Origin of the sequence: Morganella sp. EGD-HP17 (genome assembly GCF_000512315.2) — a bacterium.
In the GTDB taxonomy this organism is placed as follows: domain Bacteria; phylum Pseudomonadota; class Gammaproteobacteria; order Enterobacterales; family Enterobacteriaceae; genus Morganella; species Morganella morganii.
Window position 1 is genome coordinate 36,648 of sequence record NZ_AZRH01000002.1, and the last position, 18,795, is coordinate 55,442.

Genomic DNA, 18,795 nt, shown 5'->3' on the forward strand with positions numbered 1-18,795 from the left:
GACGTTCAGGCATCCTCCTGAACAATGCCGGTTCCGGCCGGTTCAGATTTCTGTGAGGCCAGCAATTCAAGCAGTGCATACTGTTTTGCCGTCCGTTGTTCCGCTTTTTCCGCCAGAACAGCGGCTCTCGCCGGGTCACTACTGCTGAGGCGGTTAAAACGCTGCTCCTGATGCATCACCTCCGCCAGGGATTGTGACGGCGGACGGGAATCCAGTACCAGCGGCGCTTTGCCGGTTCCGTCACGACGCGGATCAAACCGGTACAGCGGCCAGAACCCGCTGGCGGTCAGGGCTTTCATCTGGTCGTAACTGAATGCCAGATCATAACCATGCTCCTCACACGGGCTGTAGGCAATAATCAGGGACGGGCCGGGATAGGATTCCGCTTCCTGAATCGCTTTCACCGTCTGATTCATCTGTGCGCCGATGGCTATCTGTGCCACATACACATTGCCGTACATCATCATGGACACGCCCAGATCCTTGCGGGATTTGCCTTTACCCTCCTCCCCGAATTTAGTGACGGCTCCCATCGGTGTCGCTTTTGATTGCTGGCCGCCGGTGTTGGAGTAACACTGGGTATCGAGCACCAGCACATTGACATTCTCACCGCTGCTCAGCACATGGTCGAGCCCGCCAAAGCCGATATCATAAGCCCAGCCGTCACCGCCGATCAGCCAGACGGATTTCGGCAGAAGGTAATGCGCATCCTCTGACAGCTCACGGGCTCGCGGATCCGGGTTATCCGCCAGTAATGTCCGCAGTTCCGTGATAGCCGCACGTTTTTCATCCGCAGACAGTGTCTCATCCGCCAGCCGCTGCCGTAATTCATCAGGCAGTTGGGCCGCAAAGGTCATCAGCAGACGTTTCACCCGTTTTTTGTGCTGGTCAGCCGTCAGGCGGAACCCCAGCCCGAACTCGGCATTATCCTCAAACAGCGAGTTGGCCCAGGCCGGACCGCGTCCCTCTTTATTGGTGGTGTACGGCGTGGTCGGCAGGTTACCGCCGTAAATAGAAGAGCAACCGGTGGCATTGGCGATCAGCAGTTGTTCGCCGTACAACTGGGTCAGCAGTTTGATATACGGCGTTTCACCGCAGCCCGCACAGGCGCCGGAGAATTCAAACAGCGGCGTGATAAGTTGTGATGTCCGGATATCAATGCGCTCAAGCCGGGATGCGGGAGTGTCCGGCAGTTGCAGGAAGAAATCAAAGTTGGCTTTTTCCTCTGCCAGATGCGCCAGCCGCGGCTGCATATTAATGGCGCGGACGGACGGATCCTCCCGGTCTTTTGCCGGGCAGACCTCATAACAGAGATTACAGCCGGTGCAATCCTCCGGGGCGACCTGAAGGACATAATCCATCCCTTTCATATCGCGGGATTTAACCGGCAGACGCTGCAGTGTATCCGGTGCACCGCTGAAATCCGCGGGATCGGCCACTTTGGCGCGGATAGCCGCATGCGGACAGGCCGCGACACAATAGTTGCACTGGGTACAGAGAGACGGTTTCCAGATGGGGATCATCTCCGCGATATTGCGTTTTTCCCAGCGGGTGGTGCCGGAAGGCCAGGTGCCGTCCGGCGGGAATGCCGATACCGGCAGGGCATCGCCGCGTCCGGCCAGCATCATGGCGGTGACGGTTTTGACAAAGTCCGGCGCGTTATCCGGCACGACCGGCGGACGTGGCTGACTGAGCGGATCTACCGCCTGCAACGGCACGCGGTGCAGGGCTTCCGGGGTGCGGGCTATCGCCATCAGGTTATCCTGAACGACACTTTCCCCTTTTTTGCTGTAGCTGCGGATAATCGCCTGCTGTAAATAAGACTGAATTTCTGCTGCTGGTAACAGGGCAGTCAGATAGAAAAACGCCATCTGCATAACAGTATTGATACGGGCACCGAGGCGGCATTCACGGGCAATGCGGTAAGCATTGATAACATACAGCTGCGCCTGTTTTTCCGCCAGGATCGCCTGAACATCCTGCGGGATATGATGCCAGACCTCATCCGCCGGATACGGGCTGTTGAGCAGGAAAATCCCGTCCGGCGCCAGTTTTTCCGCCATTTCATATTTGTCGAGGAACTGCCACTGATGACAGGCAATAAAATCCGCCTGCCGGATCAGGTAAGTAGAGCGGATCGGCTGTTCACTGATGCGCAGATGAGAAACGGTAAGGCCACCCGCCTTTTTCGAATCATAAACAAAAAAGCCCTGAGCATAGTTATCTGTATGACTACCGAGGATCTGAATGGCATTTTTGGCGGCTGAAACCGTACCGTCACTGCCCAGCCCGTAAAACAGCGCACTGAGGCGGTGAGTGACCGGCAGCTCCGCCGGAACCGGTGCCAGGGACAGCCCGGTGACATCATCAATAATACCGGACGTAAAGCGGCGTTTCGGCGAGGTTAACGTCAGTTCGCGGAAAATCGCCATCACACAGTCCGGATCAAACTCTTTGGATGACAGCCCGTAGCGTCCGCCGATAATACGCGGCAGCTGCGCCCGCTCCCCGTTCTGATACGCTTCGGCAAAGGCGGTCATCACATCCAGATAGAGCGGCTCCGCCTGGGCACCCGCTTCTTTGGTCCGGTCAAGTACAGCAATGTGCTGCACACTGTCCGGAATGGCATCAAGGAAATGCTGTGCGGAGAACGGCCGGTAGAGATGCACTTCCAGCACGCCGACTTTTTCGCCCTGCGCAATCAGTTTGTCCGCCACTTCCTCTGCCGGACCGGCGGCAGATCCCATCAGGATAATCAGGCGCTCTGCCTGCGGGTGTCCGTAATACGTAAACGGCTGATAATAACGGCCTGTCACCTCACCAAATGCAGCCATGGCATCAGTGACATGCTGATAAACCGCGTCATACCACGGGTTAGTCGCTTCACGGGCCTGGAAATAGGTATCCGGGTTTGCGGACGTGCCGCGTATTACCGGATGTTCCGGCGATAATGCTCTGTCGCGGTGAGCGCGGATCGCCTCTGCCGGGATCAGTTTGCTCAGCTCCGCACGGCTGACAGCAATAATTTTGTTCATCTCATGAGAGGTACGGAAACCATCAAAGAAATGAATAAACGGCACGCGGCTGTTCAGTGTGGCTATCTGTGAAATCACCGCAAAGTCCTGAGCCTGCTGGACGCTGTTGGCACACAGCAGAGCACAGCCGGTCTGGCGCACCGCCATCACATCCGAGTGATCGCCGAAAATAGAGAGCGCGTGAGTCGCGACCGTCCGCGCCGCCACATGCAGAACAAACGGGATCAGCTGACCGGCGATTTTATACAGGGACGGGATCATCAGCAGCAATCCCTGGGAGGACGTGAAAGTGGTCGACAATGCGCCGGTCTGAAGTGCGCCGTGAACGGTGGCAATGGCTCCGCCCTCTGACTGCATTTCCATCATGCGCGGGACATCGCCCCACAAATTGGGTTCCCCGGTCGCGGACCAGTGGTCAGCATATTCGGCCATGGTGGAACTCGGGGTAATAGGATAGATGGCGATCACTTCATTCAGCTGATACGCCATCCGGGCCACCGCCTGATTGGCATCAGTGGTGATCATGCTATGTATTTCGTTACTCACAATAAGACCCTTCATTTTTATTATTTTTTACAACATAACAGAATAAAAAATGCCGGATTATCGTGATTGTGGTTTGTTATCTGTCTGTAAGCGCGGTTTACTCCGCCGCCGTCAGTACATATTCCGCCGCTTCACAGCGGTATATTTCCGTGACCTGCGGACGGTCGCGCAGTGCCGGGAGTGAATCATCACTGACACTGAGGCGGATCCCCAGACCACAGGCTTTGCCCAGTGACGGCGGGATGTCCGTCACGGTGAAAGGCTGCCCGGCCGCTGTGAGATGCTTACGCATCGCCACCACACCGAGCATATTTTCAAATAAAATCAGATAGTCATTCATGAACGGATATCCCCGGAGGTCATGACGGCCTGTTTCTGTAACTGACGGATGCCGTAAATGGCCGCACCGATAGCACCGGCAAACTGCCCGTCCGGATGTGTGATTACCTCTGCTCCCAGGTGCTGTGAAAGCCGCTCACAGAACGTCTGACTGCGGCTGACCCCGCCGCTGAACAGCACTGACGGCACGGTACTCAGCCGCTTGGCAAACCCGGCGGTACGTTGTGCCATTGAATTCACAATTCCCGACAGAATCGACTCCGGCTCCACCCCGGCAGATCGCAGGCTGATCACTTCCGATTCGGCAAAGACCGTACACATGCTGGAGATAGCATGCGGCTCAATCCCGCGGATGGTGTCATCCACCGCCGTGATATCGGTACCGAGTGTCCGGCTGATCACATCCAGAAAACGCCCCGTCCCGGCGGCACATTTGTCGTTCATCAGAAAATCCGTGAGATGCCCCTGCTCATCAAGCCGGATTACCTTGCTGTCCTGGCCGCCGATATCAATAACCGTGCGGGTCTGCGGATGCAGCCAGCGCGCCCCGATACCGTGACAGGAGATTTCCGTGACCTGTTTGTCAGCAAAGTCCGCCAGCTTGCGGCCATAGCCGGTGAGGGTCAGATACGGTTTGGTGTCACATTCACCGCAGAGGGTTTCCCAGGCTTCCAGAATCGCGGACTGCGGCCGGAACGGAGTCGGGATCAGGAAGCGGCGCAGGATCACGCCGCCGTCTTCATCACTGAACAAAATCCCTTTGGTGGCCGTCGAGCCCGAGTCAATACCGATACTCAGCATGACGCCTCCTTATAACATCTCAATAAAGGCGGCAATGCGGGTAGCAAGCTGACCGGTGTCAGAGGTGGAATAATCTGTCTCAATCGCCATATCCGGAATATCGTGTTTTTCACGGATATGCCGGTTTATCAGCAGCGATTCCACCGCATAGGTGTGACAGGCCTGGAGGATCACATCAATCACCCCGTCCACCTGATAGTCCTGCACCATCTCACTGAGCATATTCAGACGCTGTGTGTTCGGTGAAATACAGGAGCAACCGATAGCAAGGTATTTTTCGGTCAGGGCATCATAAACATCGGCCTGCGGATTTTCATCCACACACTGTTCAGTGGCTTTCGCGCCTGTGCAGTTTTCATAACCGACCACCCAGCCGCCGTTCTCTTCGATAATCCGCACCACTTTTTCCGCCGCCCCGCCAATCGGGCAGCCGGTGATCAGAATGCGCGGACGCGGATCCAGCCGTTTACCGGCAGCATATTCCGCACGCACTTTGGCGGTCAGCGTTTCCAGCTCACCGATCAGAGCGCGTTTATCAAATTTGAAAGTAGCACCATAGACCACACTGAGGATCTCACGGCCGGTCATGGCTGGCGGATTGAGCTGCCCGAGGCGGTAAAATTCGGTTAATGCGCGGCGTTCGCGGTTGCGTAAATCAATTGCATCGCGGATCCCCTGTTCTGTAATTTCACAGCCGAACTGCGCTTCCAGCCGTTTCTGAAAACGGATGATTTCCGAGCGCCAGAGCGCGACAGATTCCGCACTTTCACTGTTATTCGGCAGTTGCATCACATGGACAGGTTTAAATTCCGCCATATATTCATACATTTTCTTTTTGCCGTCGCAGGTGGTTTCACCGACCACGATGTCAGAAAAATAGAAGTAGGGGCATTTATCGGTTTTACCGAATCCGTAGCTGCTTTTGATCAGAGGACATAAGTTGCGGGGTAAGGTTTTTTCCGCTTCTTCAATGGTTTCATCACTGGTTGAACAGAGGGAGACAACCGCTGCACCGGCGGCCATAGCAATCTCCTGCGGCATAAAAGTGCAATAGGTTCCCACCAGCGGGACACCCTGCTCTTTCAGTTCCATTACAGTGAGAAAGCCCTGTTGGCGGGCATCGGAGAAATCAGAAAAGATCGACGGAAGTTGTGTGACTAATGACATAAGTAGACCTACCATTATCATTATTAAAGTGTGGCGCCAGAGTAGACCTATTAATAATAAGGATAATTGAGGTAAATCATATTCAGGGTGAATATCCCTGACGGGACTAAATTAACGTGATCTTAAATCACAACGCCCGGCAACGGAATTATCTGGCACCCTGCGTTGTCAGTCAGTAAGCTTCAGGGTAATCATAAACCTGACTGATATTTTACCCTGAGAGCTTCCTGATGATGATAACCCCCCACCGTACAACCACTGATACGGCTTCCTTTCACCTGACTCAGACGTGCTGTTTATAACAGCCGGATGCTGACGGAGGATATATGTTAACAGGAATGAATCATCTGACCCTGGCGGTCGCCGATTTGGATCGCAGCCTGCATTTTTACCGGGACATTCTGAAAATGACGTTGCATACCCGCTGGAAATACGGCGCTTACCTGACCTGCGGCGAGTTGTGGATCTGTTTATCGGCAGACCCGGAAATCATTCACCGGCCTATTCATCAGGGTTATACCCACTACGCTTTCACCCTTCCTCCCGAACAGTTCCCGGCTTTCCGCTCACTTCTCGCCGCTCATCAGATAACACTCTGGAAACGTAACCGCAGTGAAGGTGATTCCGTCTATTTTCTTGACCCGGACGGGCATCAGCTTGAGGCACATTCCGGCGGGATACAGCAGCGGCTGGATGCCTGCCGTGAAGCACCGTATGAAGAGATGATATTTCCGGCACCCGGGCAGATTAATGTGTAAGATGGGATAAACCCTTATCTTACGGAGACACTGCTATGTCTGATTACCCAGCCGTTCCCGGTGTGCTGTTTGTCGCCGGTTTTGGTCCGGTGACCCGCGACCCCGCCCGCAGCAAACACTTCTTTGCGGATACTGTCGGCCTGCCGCTCAGTGAATCTGAAGGCGTGCCTGATTACCTGACCGCAGATCACAGCCTGCACGGTGTGAAACACTTCGCGCTCTGGCCGCTCAGCCACGCCGCTGTCTCCTGTTTCGGACAGGACAGCTGGCCGTCGTCACATCCGGAGCCGCAGGCATGGGTCGAGTTTGAAGTGCGCGACCTGGCAGCGGCCACGGAATTTTTACAGTCACAGGGCTACCCGCTGCTGGTGGCAAACAGAACCGAGCCGTGGGGACAGTCCGTCACCCGTCTGCTCAGCCCGGAAGGTTTACTTGTCGGGCTGACTATCACTCCGTGGCTGCGGGATAACACCGGCGAATAACCGCCGGTGCCGGCTTGCTGTGATCCGCTACTGACGCAGACTGACAGCAATCCGGTTGAAGGCATTCATCAGCCCTGCCGCGATTGTCAGATCACTCATTTCCGCATCAGAAAAATGTGCCTTCACACGCTGCCAGGTTGCCTCATCAGTATTCTGAGCCGATAACTGTGTGACAGCTTCCGTCCATTCCAGCGCCGCCCGCTCGCGATCACTGAAACGTTCACTCACGCGCCAGCCCGCCAGTGCGTCAAGTTTCTCCTGAACCATCCCCCGCTTGCGCAGTGCCGCCGTGTGCATTTCCAGACAGAATGCGCAGCCGTTAATCTGGGATACCCGCAGATACACCAGCTCAACCAGTTCAGGGGATAACGCGCTGCTTTCCAGTGCATTTTTACAGGCAATCAGCCCCGCATACGCTGCCGGACTGAGTTTCGGATAAGATAAACGTAGTGATGACATAACAGACCTGCCTTGATCAGAGTGAAAAAGTATCCCGGAAACCGGGCGCTATACCCGGCAATAATCCCTGGTGATATAACCAGTCACCCCGCTATATTATGGATAAATTCACAGTATCGTTATCGTCATTGTGTGGTGGCGGTTAAAACGGTCCTTTAAAAATAAAGAAAGCCCCGGCGGCAATAAATCCGAAGCCGATAAGGTGATTCAGCGTGATGCTTTCACCCAGATAAGCGACAGAAAATACCATAAAGACACACAGAGTGATCACTTCCTGCATAGTTTTCAGCTCGGCGGCACTGTAGTACTGATGACCGATCCGGTTGGCCGGCACCGCCAGACAATATTCCGCCAGCGCAATCAGCCAGCTGAAAAAAATCACCGCAATAAGGGGCTTACCAACAAACTTCAGGTGTCCGTACCAGGCAAACATCATAAAAATATTGGAGAGAACAAGCAGAAAAATCGGGAGAAACTTCGCCAGCATAGGGGGATCCGTCAGTAAAAAATAATATCAGCCGCTATTTTACGCCGATCTCTGATAAACGGATATATGATCAGGATGATAGTTACGGAAACAAACTTTCCCGCTATGTACTTATAAAATTTGCATTATACGCGTATTCAGCCCTTTATTCTTTCTGCTGATTTCCGGAAGATTGTACTGAACTGATTGTGCGGATAACCGCATCCTATTACACTTAATATTTGTAAAAACAACTATCCTGTTTATGCGTTTATTAACTTTCTTATTATTTTTTGTCTCTTTATCCGGTTATGCCGCCGGAGGGTCACTGAACGGCTATTACAAATGTGAGATTTCATCCGCCAGTTATCAGCGAAAACAGGGCGCAATGCGCGATTTTTATTTTCCGGATAAACAGCGTGAATCCGTCGTTCTGTTTCATAATGACCGCTTTACGGTGCTGGATACGCAACCGTCCCCCTATCATTCCCCGGCACTGACACCGATTAAACAGTTTGCCACCATGTCAAAGCAGGATTTACAGGAGATCGGCGAAGATACCCTGATTTATGCCGGTACCTTCAGCGGACTCGCTTATTTCACACCGTCACAGCGGCGCTTTGTTTTCGGCTTAAATAAACGCACCGGCGGTAATAACGGCTCATTTCTGCTGGAACTGCAAAACTGCCGCCGGACAACACACTGAGCATCAGTCACACACCCGCATCACCACTTCCCGCAGCCAGCCGAGTGCCGCATCCCCTTCACTGCGCTGGTGCCATAACATCTGAAAACTGAGCGGCGCGATAGTCAGCGGCGGCGTAAATACCTGTAATGACGGGCTGAGTATATCCGGCAGCGCCCGCTGCGCCACCGTCAGGATCAGATCAGTGCCTTCCGGTAACTGCGAGGCAATCTGCCAGTAAGGAACAGAGACCGCAATGCGCCGCCGGTAATTGAGCAGCTGTAACTGCCGGTCAATCTCATTGGCTTCATACGGCTTCATGCTCGCCAGGATATGCGGGTGCGAGAGCCAGTCCGCCATCGGCATCGTGCCGTTGGTGCAGTATTGTTTATCCGCAACACTGACCATGGTGTCCGTAAAAACCGTTTTTGTGCGGAGAGTGTAATCTGTGGCTGTAAATACCCCGAAGGCCAGATCGAGACTGCCTTCCTGTAATTTTCCCTGCATCTCCTCGCGGCTGCCCTGCCAGATTTGCAAATCGACCTGCGGCGCGGCAGTCCGCAGATAACGGATCAGTTTTCCGCTGAAAATCGCCGCCCCGTAATCGGACATGGCGATATTAAACCGCCGCGTGCAATTTTCCGGCCGGAAATCCTGCTGTGCGATCAGGTCATCGAGCTGGCTCAGTGCCTGCGTCAGCGGCGCATACAGTGCTTCTGCCTTACCGGACAGATGATAACGGCCCTGTCTGCGGATAAGCAGCGGATCCTGAAATAAATCCCGCAGTTGGTTCAGTGTGTGGCTGACAGCAGGCTGACTACGGTGCAGAGACACGGCAGCCCGGCTGACATGGCGTTCACGCAGCAGTGCATGCAGGGTAACCAGCTGATTCAAATCTAATTTCTTTATATTATTCATGATACGAATAGTGCCCTATAAAATTGATCATTTCCGGTTCTGCCGGGGATCACCTATGATTGATGTTAATAAAACGTTAACCAGGGAGGCCACTATGTCAACCTTATCATTATCCGCTATTGCTTTGATTGTTTGTGCTTTTTTTGCCGGTGCCATAGTACCGGTGCAAGCGGTCAGCAATGCCGTGTTAGCACGCCATCTGGGTCATCCGTTATGGGCCAGTCTTGTATCATTATTAATCAGTATTATTGTTTTAGCACCGTTATTATTAATATTTAAAGTTCCGAAACCGGTGCTGAGCGCAGATTTACTGCATCAGCCGTTCTGGATCTGGCTCGGCGGGATAGCCGGAATGCTGTATCTGACCTCCGCTCTGATCCTGGTACCGAAAATCGGCGGAATTACCTTTTTCGTGATGGTGATTGCCGGTCAGCTGGTGATTTCCGCGCTGATTGAACACTTCGGTCTGTTCGGAATGCCGAAACAACCGGTTCAGATAGCCAAACTCGCCGGTATCGGCCTGGTGGTGGCGGGTGTGCTGGTGATGCAGTTTGCGGGTGAAAAAAAGCCCCGCGATACTGACAGCGGGGCAGGAAATGCAACTCAAATCGAACAGACAATAAAAAGATAGGTTTGGTTTCCCGGAATATTACTGCACAGCTTCAGCTTCCTTCTCCGCTTCCGGGCGGCGCGAAGGACGCTGTAATAAGAAGACACCACTCATAATCAGCACCATCGACAGAATCTCTGTCACGCCAAGCTGCTCATTGGCGGCGAGGAACCCGACAATCAGTGCCACCACCGGCGGGATGTAGGTCACGGATGAAGCCACTACAGCCCCCAGATTCAGGATCAGATAGTAATACGTCAGATACGCCACCCCGGTACCGAGCAATCCCAGCCCGATAATCAGCCCGAGGCTGGCGGTGCTGTCCTGCGCAATTGCGGTGATGCCGGTAAACGGTGTGATGCAGGCAAGGATCAGCAGCGCAAGGCCAATCTGATAGGTGGTCAGCGCCAGCGGGGCAATCTGTTTATCCGCAAGGAATTTTTTGGCATACACAAAGGAAATCCCCACACTCAGTGATCCCAGGATCATATAACCCACCCCGGCGAGACTGATACTCTCCCCGCTGACCTGCCACGGCTTGGCGATCAGAATCACCCCGGCAAAGCCGAGCATCAGCCCGCACAGACGCATTACCGTGATTTTTTCCTGCCGCAGAAAAATCGCCGCGACAATAAACGAGAACAGCGGAATTGCCCCGCTGAGCACACCGGAGACGCCGGAGAGCAGTAATGAGGTGCCGGAAGCAAACGCCCAGTAATAAATCACCGTGGCCAGAAGCGCCATCACAAGGAAATGTCCGGTGTATTTCAGGTGCTCGCGGCGCACTGCTTTCTGCATCCACGCCATCACCGCAATCGGTACAAAGCCGCATAATACCCGCAGAAATACAATCTGTACCGGCGAAATCCACTCACTTGCCTGGCGCATAAAAATAAAGTTCGTTCCCCAGATAATGCCGAGGAACGCGAAGGCTGCTGCCGTTTTACTGTTCATACTATTGCTACCCCTTTTTTCTGATGGGGCTATTGTTCTGAATCCGGGGCTGTGCTACAACCGATTTAAATTACCTTATGAAAGAGAAAAACTATTTCATGAACCGTTATCCGCCAATGAAAGCCCTGCTGGCCTTTGAAGCCAGCGTCCGGCTCGGCAGCTTTATCAGAGCGGCAGAATTCCTGCATGTCACACCGGGTGCGGTCAGTCAGCAGATAAAAAAGCTGGAGGATGAGCTGGGCGTGATGTTGTTTCTGCGTGAGATCCGCAAACTGACGGTGACAGAGACAGGACAGAAATACTATCGCTTAATTCAGCCCGCGCTGGAACAGATCCGCGCCGCCGGTGAGACAATCCGCTATGCGGCACGCCATACCCTGACTCTGTCCATGCCGCCCGGGCTGGCCTCCAAATGGTTCTCCCCCAGGATGAGTGATTTTGTCCGCACTTTTCCGGGACTGGATCTGCATCTGAATGCCACCGCAGCGCTGGTTTCGTTGGAAAAAGACAATGTGGATCTGGCTGTCCGCTATACTGATTTATCCCGCACGCAACCGGCGCGGGTACTGTTATCTGACGCGCCCTGCCGTCTGTTTTGTCATCCCGCTTATGCCACGCGGCTGTCACTTCACAGCCCGGCAGATCTGAAAAATGCGGTACTGCTGCACACCACACTCTATCCTTACTGGGACAGCTGGCTGGAACACTATGCCGGGATAGCGTCCGGCGGCACACCGTTTACCGCCGGGCTGCATTTTGATCAGTTCTTACTGGCGATTGATGCGGCGGTGCATCAGCAGGGTATTCTGATTGCCAATGATTTCCTGCTGGAACACGAGCTGGCACAACAGACCCTTATTCCTTTGTTTCCGGAACTGACACTGCATTCCGGCAAAGGATTTTATCTGCTGCATAACCGCCACAGTGCCGATCAGGCGATGATCAGCGCCGTCAGTGACTGGTTTTGTCATGCATTTGCTCACACAGCGGAGAATACATAATAGAACCAGAATCTGTCACTGTGTGCCTTTTTCCTCTGCACCGCAGACGGGCAAACCGCCGCGTTTGCGGAAGCCTCTGTGCGGACAGATTATGTCAACGGCTGCCGCGAACCGGCCTCCGATACCTCACCGGATAACACCGCGTCGCAGCGGTTACACCGGGCTCCCGGGTTTACTGAAACCGAACGGGTGATCTTTTACTGTCAGCCACTCGCGCCACTGCTGCCGCCAGAGAAGCGGTAACTCACGCCGCCAGACCATACCCATCTTCCAGGATGCCTGTGCAAAGTCAGTCAGCGGGTAAAACGTGACATCCGGATGCCCCGGATCACCGGCTTCGCCGGGCAGGAGAGCGACACCGGCACCGGCCGCCACCAGGGCAATCAGTGTCCGGATATCACTGCTGTAGTGCACCGCCTGCGGGGTAACATGATTAGCATCCAGAAATGCCGTTATCTGGTGATACAGCCCCGCGCCCCGGTTTTCATGCAATGTCAGCAGCGGATTGCGGGTGATCAGTGACAATTCCTGACCGGGCTGCACTACAGTTCCGGCCGGTACCGCGAGAGATAATGTTTCCTGCTTAAAGGCTACAGCTTCCGGGCAGTGAACCGTATTTTCCGGCAGCGGCAGGCGCATAAAGGCGATATCCAGTTCACCGGAAAGTAATTTTTCAGTCATCACCTGAGAGGGGAAATCATCCAGAGACACCTGCACATCCGGCAGCGTTCTTTGCAGCCGGCTGACAAATTCAGCCGCTTCTTTAAATGCCGAAATACCGAACCCGACATTCAGCCGCGCCGGTAACTGACGGCTCAGTCGCGCCGCATGATGCATAAACTCCCGGCTCTGTGTCACCAGCGCCGTGGCTGCCGGTAATAATTCAGCGCCCTCCGCCGTCAGTTGAGCACCGTGTCGTCCGCGCACAAACAGTGTCAGCCCGAGCCTGTTCTCCAGCAGTTTTATCTGTTTGGTCAGTGCGGGCTGGGTAATGCAAAGGACGGATGCCGCCTCATGATAATGTCCGCAACCGGCCAGAGTCACAAATGCCCGCAGTAAACGCAGATCCATGCTGATTATCCTGTCTGAGATGCCGGTCATGAGCATAACCTGACCGGCATCACCGGGCAATCATCCTTTCAGCCGGGGTTCCGCCGGAGCGACCACCACAGCGTCTTCCGCAAACCGGACTGTCCGCGCATCCCGTTCATAACCCTGACGCTGTGTCAGGATCTGATACAGCTCCGGACGGCGGCCGGTTATCCAGCGCCGCCCGGTGGACAGCGGCAGCAGTGTCAGGTCGAGATCAGCCACCACCATGTCATCCTCAACAGCCTGACTTTCCGCCACAATCCGCCCGTAAGGATCAATCACCATGGCATTACCGGTGCGGACTTCATCATCATCCTGCCCCACACCGTTACTGAACAGATAAAATACCCCGTTATCATGCGCCCTTGCCGGCAGCCAGCGCATCAGCCAGCCGCGCCCGTGCTCTCCCTGAAAAGCCGCACGTAACGCTTCCGGATGTTTATCCCGTTCTTTCCACAGTGTCAGCGGAACCGGTTTCATTCCGTACGGGCTGCGTGAACAGGTGCCGCCGGTCTGGTGCGGAGCCAGAATGATATCAGCACCCATCAGCGCGCAGGCACGCGGGTTTTCCACCAGATTGTTGTCCCAGCAGATAAGAATGGCCGCTTTCACACCCCACGGTGTATCAAATACGGTGTATTGATTACCGCTGCGGATAACCGGATGCTCAAAGGCATGCAGTTTGCGGTGCGCATGATAAGTGCCATCCGGCATACAGGCCACATAGGTGTTATAGCAATGGCCGTCACCGCCGTCTTCAATCAGCCCCGCCCCGATAATCATACCGGTTTCCCGGGCGCGGGCGCAGAGATGCCGCAGTGACGGGCTGTCCGCCAGCGGCTCGCTGAGTGCGCGGACATCCTCATCCGGCAGTTTTGTCACATGCCAGTAGCCGGTGATGCACATTTCCGGCAGCACAAGAATCTGCACCTGCTCCGTGCGGGCGCGCTCAATAAACTTATCAATACAGGCAAGATTGTATTCTTTGTCGCCGGGGCGGTGCTGAAACTGCACAGTGGCGACCCGCAGTGCGGAGGGTGTGTTAACAGGCATCATCATTTCCTCATCAGAATGGACTCTCTGCCCCTATCACACCACAGCACAGAGAGTCCGTATAATGAGTTATCTGATTCGTCCGATAACCAACAGGAATGGAAAGTGAGGATTTATTCAGCTGCCGGGCGTTTCTGCTCCGCAATCCGCTCCATCATCTCTGACTGACGCTCTGCCAGACCGCGGATTTGTTCCTCATAGCATACGGTAAAGTCCGCCGGCAGCCGGGTAATTTCACCTTCCGCCACCTCAACCGGAGTGCCGGATTTATCCAGGCCCCAGATAATATTGCCGTCACCGACTACTTTCATCAGCGGCAGCACACCGGTAACTTCGTAATCAGCCAGCCGCTCACAGGCCGCCGTGACGGATGCCCACTCCGGCAGATCGGGGCTATCGAATCCGAGCAATACCACACCGCGCCAGAACGTCCATGCCGGTCCCACAGAATAGAGTTCCGCTTCCGGCCAGAACTCCTCCCGGGCCATCACGCACAGACCGTTGGTGCGCTGACAGAATGCAGAGTAATACGCCGGTACCGGCACGCCGGTCAGTGCCTCTGCTGCTGCGACAGCCTGCGGCTCCGGTGCGGGGGCGGCGACCACCTGAAAATAGTCGCTGTTGAGATCTTCCAGAATTTCCCATATACGCTGATGAAACTGTTCTGCTGTCATTGTCCTTCTCCCTGCTGATGACGGATAACGCAGGCATACACACGCTGGTGTCCGCTGTCATCCTGCTCAATATACGCCCCCTGCAATTCCGGTGCGAAGCCCGGAAAGCGGTCGGCAGTCTCTTCCAGCGCGAGGAAATAGCGCTGAACCGGGGCTTCCCAGACTTCCCCCGGCACCACACACAAAACACCCGGCGGATACGGCAGAGCCCCTTCCGCCGCGATACGTCCGGCTATCTCTGACACCGCCACCCGCTCTGTATTGCCGCGGACAAATTCAGTATGTGCCGCTTTCGGCGACATCCGTACTGCAGGAAAACAGCGGCGGCGGAACATCTCTTTCTGGCGCTGTTTAACATTATGTTTCACAAACAGATTGTGCATTTCCTGACACAACTGCCGCAGTGTATATCCCGCATAACGCGCCGGATACGTGCGGCACAGTGACGGCAGGACGATTTCCAGTGCCGCATCGCTGTCCAGCAGCTGCTCAAACCGGGCAATCTGCCGGATCAGCCGCTGCATTTTTTCCGGCGTTTCTGCCGGAGTCAGTAAAAACAGGATGGAATTCAGGTCACATTTTTCCGCGATAATCTGATTTTCACGCAGATAATACGCCAGAATCGTCGCCGGAACGCCAAAATCCTCATACTCTCCACTGCTGACATCCACCCCGGGGGTGGTCAGCAATAATTTGCAGGGATCGACAAAATACTGATCGTCCGCATAACCCTCAAAACCGTGCCAGCGCTCGCCCGGTACAAAATTGAAAAAACGCCGGTCTGCGGCGATAACACCGGTTTCCGCCTCTTCCCACGGACGACCGTCCACGGTAGCGGGGATAAAGGGACGGATATGCTGACACGTCCGCAGCAGCAGTTTACGGGCTTCAATCCCCGTTCTGACACATTCCGCCCACAGACGCCGTCCGGGTTCGCCCTCATGCATTTTCGCGTTCACATCCAGTGCGGCAAACAGCGGATAAAACGGGCTGGTGGAGGCATGCATCATAAAAGCGTTATTCATCTGCCGGAAAGAGACATAACGCGCCTGACCTTTGATATGTTTATCTTTTTTGTGGATCTGAGACGCCTGAGAGAACCCGGCCATCTGTTTGTGAACAGATTGCGTTACCAGAATGCCGGGGTCGTTTTCATTCAGTTCCAGCAGCATCGGTGAACACATCTGCATCACCGGGATAAACTGCTCATAGCCGACCCACGCGGAATCAAACAAAATGTAATCACACAGCGGGCCGATGCTGTCCACCACCTGACGGGCGTTATACACCGTGCCGTCATACGTCCCCAGCTGGATCACCGCCAGCCGGAACGGACGTTTGTCGCCCGCTTTTTCCGGTGCGGCTTCCGCCGCCAGTGCCCGCAGGTAATCCTCATCAAAACAGTGTGCGTCAATGCCGCCGATAAAACCGAACGGGTTACGTGCCGCCTCCAGATAAACCGGTGTGGCACCGGCCTGGATCAGTGCACCGTGATGGTTGGATTTGTGGTTATTACGATCGAATAACACCAGATCACCCGGTGTCAGCAGAGCATTCAGCACCACTTTGTTGGATGACGACGTGCCGTTGAGCACAAACCAGGTCTTATCAGCATGAAAGACTTTCGCGGCATGCTGTTGCGCGGCCAGCGCCGCCCCTTCGTGGATCAGAAGATCCCCCAGCGCGGTATCTGCATTGCAGAGATCAGCCCGGAACAATGCATCGCCGAAATAGTCGGTAAACTGCTGCCCGGCGGGATGACGGCGGAAAAACTCCCCGCCCTGATGGCCGGGACAGGCAAAGGAGATATTCTGCTGCGCGGTATAATGTTTCATCCGCCCGAAAAACGGCGGCAGCAGACTCTCTTCACAGGATTGTGCCGCACGCAGAAGTGTGTCACCGACCGTACGGCTGTCATCGCGGCAGAGATCGATAACTCCGCTGATACCATCCGGCAGCGCCTCTGCGTCACCGCCGCTGAGCACCATAAAAACCGGCTGGCCGAAGCCCTGTTGCCGGATCCGCGCCAGCTGGCCGTTGCCGGTATCTGCCGGTGCCACCAGACACACAGACACCGCCGTGAAATCACACTCACTGAGAGAAACCGTTTCAAACGGGAGATCCGGCATGCCGCTGAGCAGCTCACTGACCGCACATTTTTTCTTGTTCATGACAACCCTGCAAAGTCATCTCCGCTGACAACAGGTGTCAGCAGAGTACGGTACGGGAACCGGCAGGCAGACCGCCGGAAAAGCGGTCATCATAACATGCGGTGAGCCGGGCGCTACAACAGATTTTCCGGCATAATGTGATGGATAAGAAAGTGCTTAAATTGCTGATATTCTTCCGGATTAATAACCTGCGGATAACTCAGGATCACCAGCTCATGCGGCGGAAATTCCGGGCGGTAAGCCGGGTGATGATGAATATAGTCATTAACAGCAAAACCACAGTGCTGATAAAAACGCAGACGGCGTTGCGCCACCTCATCCGTCAGCGGATCAATCTCCAGAACAACCCGTTGTTTTTCCTGACAAAACAGTGACAACGCCCGTTGCCCGACTCCGCTGCCGCGCATCTGCGGCGCAATAGCAATGTGCTCAATATAAAACAGGGAACCCATCTGCCAGCAGCCGGTAAATCCGGCAAAGCGGTCATTATCCCTTATCTGATACAGATAATAGCCCGGCTGAGAAAACAGTTTTTCCCGCCCTGCCCGCGTGCGCTGTTCATGCAGCGGAAAAGCGGATTCATACAGCGGACGAATATCATCAAGTACCGGATCAGCCGGTGAGGTAACCGGAAGTAATTGCAGCATAAAAAAGGTTTCCAACCTGAAAAATGAGAATTACCTCACATTATCAGTAACGCCGGGTGACAGCAATCATCCCGGCAGCACCCGCAGAATCTTATGGAGTCACTTTCTGATTTGACCGGCTGTTTTCTGCATGCGGGAACCGGGTATCCGCCAGTTGAAAACGGAAATCATCGCGGTCAATCATGCCGGTGATACTGTCCGCGTCATACAGTTCAAGCGCAAACGCGGCCATTTCGTCACTGGTATGATAACGCCCGAAAGCCCGGTCATAATCATAAGAATCGGTATTATTCGCCACCTGACCCAATTCCGTCTGTGTGGCTGCCGGTGCCAGTACTTTTGCCCGCAATTTTGCCCCGTTGCGGATAAGCTCACGCGCCAGCCCTTCTGTATACGCACTGACAAAAAACTTCGTGGCGCAGTAAGTCACCGCAGAGGGAACAATCGTATAGCCGCCCGCCGAACTGATATTGATCAGTTGCGCACCTTCCGTATGCTGATAATCCTGCACATACAGCGCCGACAACACCATCAGGGCATTCACATTGAGGGCAAGCATCTTCTCCGCTTCCGCCACCGGCTGCTCTGCCACCGTACCGTAATAGCCGAAACCGGCATTATTAATCCACGCAATAATATTCAATGAAGACAACGAGTGATACAGCGCCGCCGCATTGCCGGGCACGGACAAATCACACACGCGGATTTCAACCATGATGTCCGGGTTCTGCTGCATCAGCTCCGCCTTCAGTGTCAGTAATGCATCCTCACGCCGTGCCACCAGCACCACATTATTACCCCGGCGTGCGAAAGCAGCCGCGATTGCCCGCCCGATACCGGCGCTGGCACCGGTGATCACCACATAATTCTGATTGTTCATACAAACCTCCTTTGACATTAGTCCGCTGAGCGTAAAAGATAGAGTTCACTCGAGGTC

Annotated in this window: 19 protein-coding genes; 5 read left to right on the top strand and 14 right to left on the bottom strand. The window is 54.5% G+C overall.

Going from position 1 to position 18,795, the window contains the following annotated elements:
- Window positions 1-5: 5 nt before the first annotated feature.
- From nifJ to X965_RS02635, 4 genes are all read right to left on the bottom strand, one after another.
- Window positions 6-3,560: a pyruvate:ferredoxin (flavodoxin) oxidoreductase gene (nifJ, locus tag X965_RS02620; protein ID WP_036416947.1), complete on the bottom strand. Its 3,555-nt coding sequence runs from the start codon at window positions 3,558-3,560 to the stop codon at window positions 6-8.
- A 118-nt stretch (window positions 3,561-3,678) separates the two neighbouring features.
- Window positions 3,679-3,921, bottom strand: a complete 243-nt coding sequence (locus X965_RS02625) for a putative Se/S carrier-like protein (RefSeq protein WP_004238527.1) — start codon at window positions 3,919-3,921, stop codon at window positions 3,679-3,681.
- Window positions 3,918-4,721 carry an acyl-CoA dehydratase activase gene (locus tag X965_RS02630; protein ID WP_004241861.1) on the bottom strand — a complete coding sequence of 268 codons (804 nt, stop codon included), beginning with the start codon at window positions 4,719-4,721 and terminating at the stop codon, window positions 3,918-3,920. The genes X965_RS02625 and X965_RS02630 overlap by 4 nt, the downstream gene beginning before the upstream one ends.
- Before the next feature lie 9 nt (window positions 4,722-4,730).
- Entirely contained in the window at window positions 4,731-5,888 is a 1,158-nt protein-coding gene (locus X965_RS02635; RefSeq protein WP_036416949.1) for a double-cubane-cluster-containing anaerobic reductase, read from the bottom strand.
- Window positions 5,889-6,214: 326 nt separating this feature from the next.
- Here X965_RS02635 and X965_RS02640 point away from each other — a divergent pair, with 326 nt between their 5' ends.
- Both X965_RS02640 and X965_RS02645 read left to right on the top strand, forming a co-directional pair.
- Window positions 6,215-6,646 (top strand): VOC family protein, encoded by a 432-nt coding sequence (locus tag X965_RS02640; protein WP_004238530.1) that lies wholly within the window; start codon window positions 6,215-6,217, stop codon window positions 6,644-6,646.
- A gap of 35 nt (window positions 6,647-6,681) precedes the next feature.
- Window positions 6,682-7,128: a VOC family protein gene (locus X965_RS02645; RefSeq protein ID WP_032098439.1), complete on the top strand. Its 447-nt coding sequence runs from the start codon at window positions 6,682-6,684 to the stop codon at window positions 7,126-7,128.
- 27 nt (window positions 7,129-7,155) lie between these two features.
- Here the strand turns inward: X965_RS02645 and X965_RS02650 are convergent, their stop codons facing one another.
- Both X965_RS02650 and X965_RS02655 read right to left on the bottom strand, forming a co-directional pair.
- Window positions 7,156-7,587, bottom strand: a complete 432-nt coding sequence (locus X965_RS02650; RefSeq protein ID WP_032098440.1) for a carboxymuconolactone decarboxylase family protein — start codon at window positions 7,585-7,587, stop codon at window positions 7,156-7,158.
- 142 nt (window positions 7,588-7,729) lie between these two features.
- Window positions 7,730-8,074 carry a DMT family protein gene (locus X965_RS02655; protein ID WP_036416952.1) on the bottom strand — a complete coding sequence of 115 codons (345 nt, stop codon included), beginning with the start codon at window positions 8,072-8,074 and terminating at the stop codon, window positions 7,730-7,732.
- Window positions 8,075-8,318: 244 nt separating this feature from the next.
- Between X965_RS02655 and X965_RS02660 the strand changes: the two genes are divergently transcribed.
- Entirely contained in the window at window positions 8,319-8,759 is a 441-nt protein-coding gene (locus X965_RS02660) for a hypothetical protein (protein ID WP_004238535.1), read from the top strand.
- Between the two features lie 3 nt (window positions 8,760-8,762).
- Here the strand turns inward: X965_RS02660 and X965_RS02665 are convergent, their stop codons facing one another.
- Window positions 8,763-9,632 (bottom strand): LysR family transcriptional regulator, encoded by an 870-nt coding sequence (locus X965_RS02665; protein ID WP_225310103.1) that lies wholly within the window; start codon window positions 9,630-9,632, stop codon window positions 8,763-8,765.
- Window positions 9,633-9,750: 118 nt separating this feature from the next.
- Between X965_RS02665 and X965_RS02670 the strand changes: the two genes are divergently transcribed.
- Window positions 9,751-10,287 carry a DMT family transporter gene (locus tag X965_RS02670; RefSeq protein WP_036417147.1) on the top strand — a complete coding sequence of 179 codons (537 nt, stop codon included), beginning with the start codon at window positions 9,751-9,753 and terminating at the stop codon, window positions 10,285-10,287.
- An 18-nt stretch (window positions 10,288-10,305) separates the two neighbouring features.
- Here the strand turns inward: X965_RS02670 and X965_RS02675 are convergent, their stop codons facing one another.
- Complete coding sequence (locus X965_RS02675) at window positions 10,306-11,220, bottom strand: DMT family transporter (protein ID WP_036416955.1); 915 nt, start codon at window positions 11,218-11,220, stop codon at window positions 10,306-10,308.
- A 98-nt stretch (window positions 11,221-11,318) separates the two neighbouring features.
- On the opposite strand from X965_RS02675, the gene X965_RS02680 reads away from it, so the two are divergent.
- The gene (locus X965_RS02680) at window positions 11,319-12,221 is read left to right on the top strand and encodes a LysR substrate-binding domain-containing protein (protein WP_015422593.1); all 903 of its coding nucleotides are present in this window, start codon (window positions 11,319-11,321) and stop codon (window positions 12,219-12,221) included.
- Between the two features lie 153 nt (window positions 12,222-12,374).
- On the opposite strand, the gene X965_RS02685 is transcribed toward X965_RS02680, so the two are convergent.
- From X965_RS02685 to X965_RS02710, 6 genes are all read right to left on the bottom strand, one after another.
- On the bottom strand, window positions 12,375-13,292 hold the full coding sequence (locus X965_RS02685; protein ID WP_015422592.1) for a LysR family transcriptional regulator: 918 nt from the start codon (window positions 13,290-13,292) through the stop codon (window positions 12,375-12,377).
- Window positions 13,293-13,352: 60 nt separating this feature from the next.
- On the bottom strand, window positions 13,353-14,366 hold the full coding sequence (locus X965_RS02690) for a nitrilase family protein (RefSeq protein ID WP_036416957.1): 1,014 nt from the start codon (window positions 14,364-14,366) through the stop codon (window positions 13,353-13,355).
- A gap of 113 nt (window positions 14,367-14,479) precedes the next feature.
- Complete coding sequence (locus X965_RS02695; RefSeq protein WP_004238542.1) at window positions 14,480-15,040, bottom strand: hypothetical protein; 561 nt, start codon at window positions 15,038-15,040, stop codon at window positions 14,480-14,482.
- A complete protein-coding gene (gene speC / locus X965_RS02700; RefSeq protein WP_004238543.1) occupies window positions 15,037-17,211 on the bottom strand; it encodes an ornithine decarboxylase in 2,175 nt (724 codons plus the stop codon). The genes X965_RS02695 and speC overlap by 4 nt, the downstream gene beginning before the upstream one ends.
- A 113-nt stretch (window positions 17,212-17,324) precedes the next feature.
- On the bottom strand, window positions 17,325-17,858 hold the full coding sequence (locus X965_RS02705; RefSeq protein WP_015422590.1) for a GNAT family N-acetyltransferase: 534 nt from the start codon (window positions 17,856-17,858) through the stop codon (window positions 17,325-17,327).
- Window positions 17,859-17,949: 91 nt separating this feature from the next.
- Entirely contained in the window at window positions 17,950-18,738 is a 789-nt protein-coding gene (locus tag X965_RS02710; RefSeq protein WP_036416959.1) for an SDR family oxidoreductase, read from the bottom strand.
- Window positions 18,739-18,795 lie beyond the last annotated feature (57 nt).

Coding starts and splice junctions, on each gene's coding strand:
- X965_RS02630 (WP_004241861.1), bottom strand. CDS start 4,721: ATGCTGAGTATCGGTATTGACTCGGGCTCGACGGCCACCAAAGGGATT.
- X965_RS02670 (WP_036417147.1), top strand. CDS start 9,751: ATGTCAACCTTATCATTATCCGCTATTGCTTTGATTGTTTGTGCTTTT.
- X965_RS02650 (WP_032098440.1), bottom strand. CDS start 7,587: ATGTCATCACTACGTTTATCTTATCCGAAACTCAGTCCGGCAGCGTAT.
- X965_RS02695 (WP_004238542.1), bottom strand. CDS start 15,040: ATGACAGCAGAACAGTTTCATCAGCGTATATGGGAAATTCTGGAAGAT.
- X965_RS02655 (WP_036416952.1), bottom strand. CDS start 8,074: ATGCTGGCGAAGTTTCTCCCGATTTTTCTGCTTGTTCTCTCCAATATT.
- X965_RS02690 (WP_036416957.1), bottom strand. CDS start 14,366: ATGCCTGTTAACACACCCTCCGCACTGCGGGTCGCCACTGTGCAGTTT.
- nifJ (WP_036416947.1), bottom strand. CDS start 3,560: ATGATCACCACTGATGCCAATCAGGCGGTGGCCCGGATGGCGTATCAG.
- X965_RS02710 (WP_036416959.1), bottom strand. CDS start 18,738: ATGAACAATCAGAATTATGTGGTGATCACCGGTGCCAGCGCCGGTATC.
- X965_RS02625 (WP_004238527.1), bottom strand. CDS start 3,921: ATGAATGACTATCTGATTTTATTTGAAAATATGCTCGGTGTGGTGGCG.
- X965_RS02645 (WP_032098439.1), top strand. CDS start 6,682: ATGTCTGATTACCCAGCCGTTCCCGGTGTGCTGTTTGTCGCCGGTTTT.
- speC (WP_004238543.1), bottom strand. CDS start 17,211: ATGAACAAGAAAAAATGTGCGGTCAGTGAGCTGCTCAGCGGCATGCCG.
- X965_RS02675 (WP_036416955.1), bottom strand. CDS start 11,220: ATGAACAGTAAAACGGCAGCAGCCTTCGCGTTCCTCGGCATTATCTGG.
- X965_RS02705 (WP_015422590.1), bottom strand. CDS start 17,858: ATGCTGCAATTACTTCCGGTTACCTCACCGGCTGATCCGGTACTTGAT.
- X965_RS02660 (WP_004238535.1), top strand. CDS start 8,319: ATGCGTTTATTAACTTTCTTATTATTTTTTGTCTCTTTATCCGGTTAT.
- X965_RS02680 (WP_015422593.1), top strand. CDS start 11,319: ATGAACCGTTATCCGCCAATGAAAGCCCTGCTGGCCTTTGAAGCCAGC.
- X965_RS02635 (WP_036416949.1), bottom strand. CDS start 5,888: ATGTCATTAGTCACACAACTTCCGTCGATCTTTTCTGATTTCTCCGAT.
- X965_RS02685 (WP_015422592.1), bottom strand. CDS start 13,292: ATGGATCTGCGTTTACTGCGGGCATTTGTGACTCTGGCCGGTTGCGGA.
- X965_RS02640 (WP_004238530.1), top strand. CDS start 6,215: ATGTTAACAGGAATGAATCATCTGACCCTGGCGGTCGCCGATTTGGAT.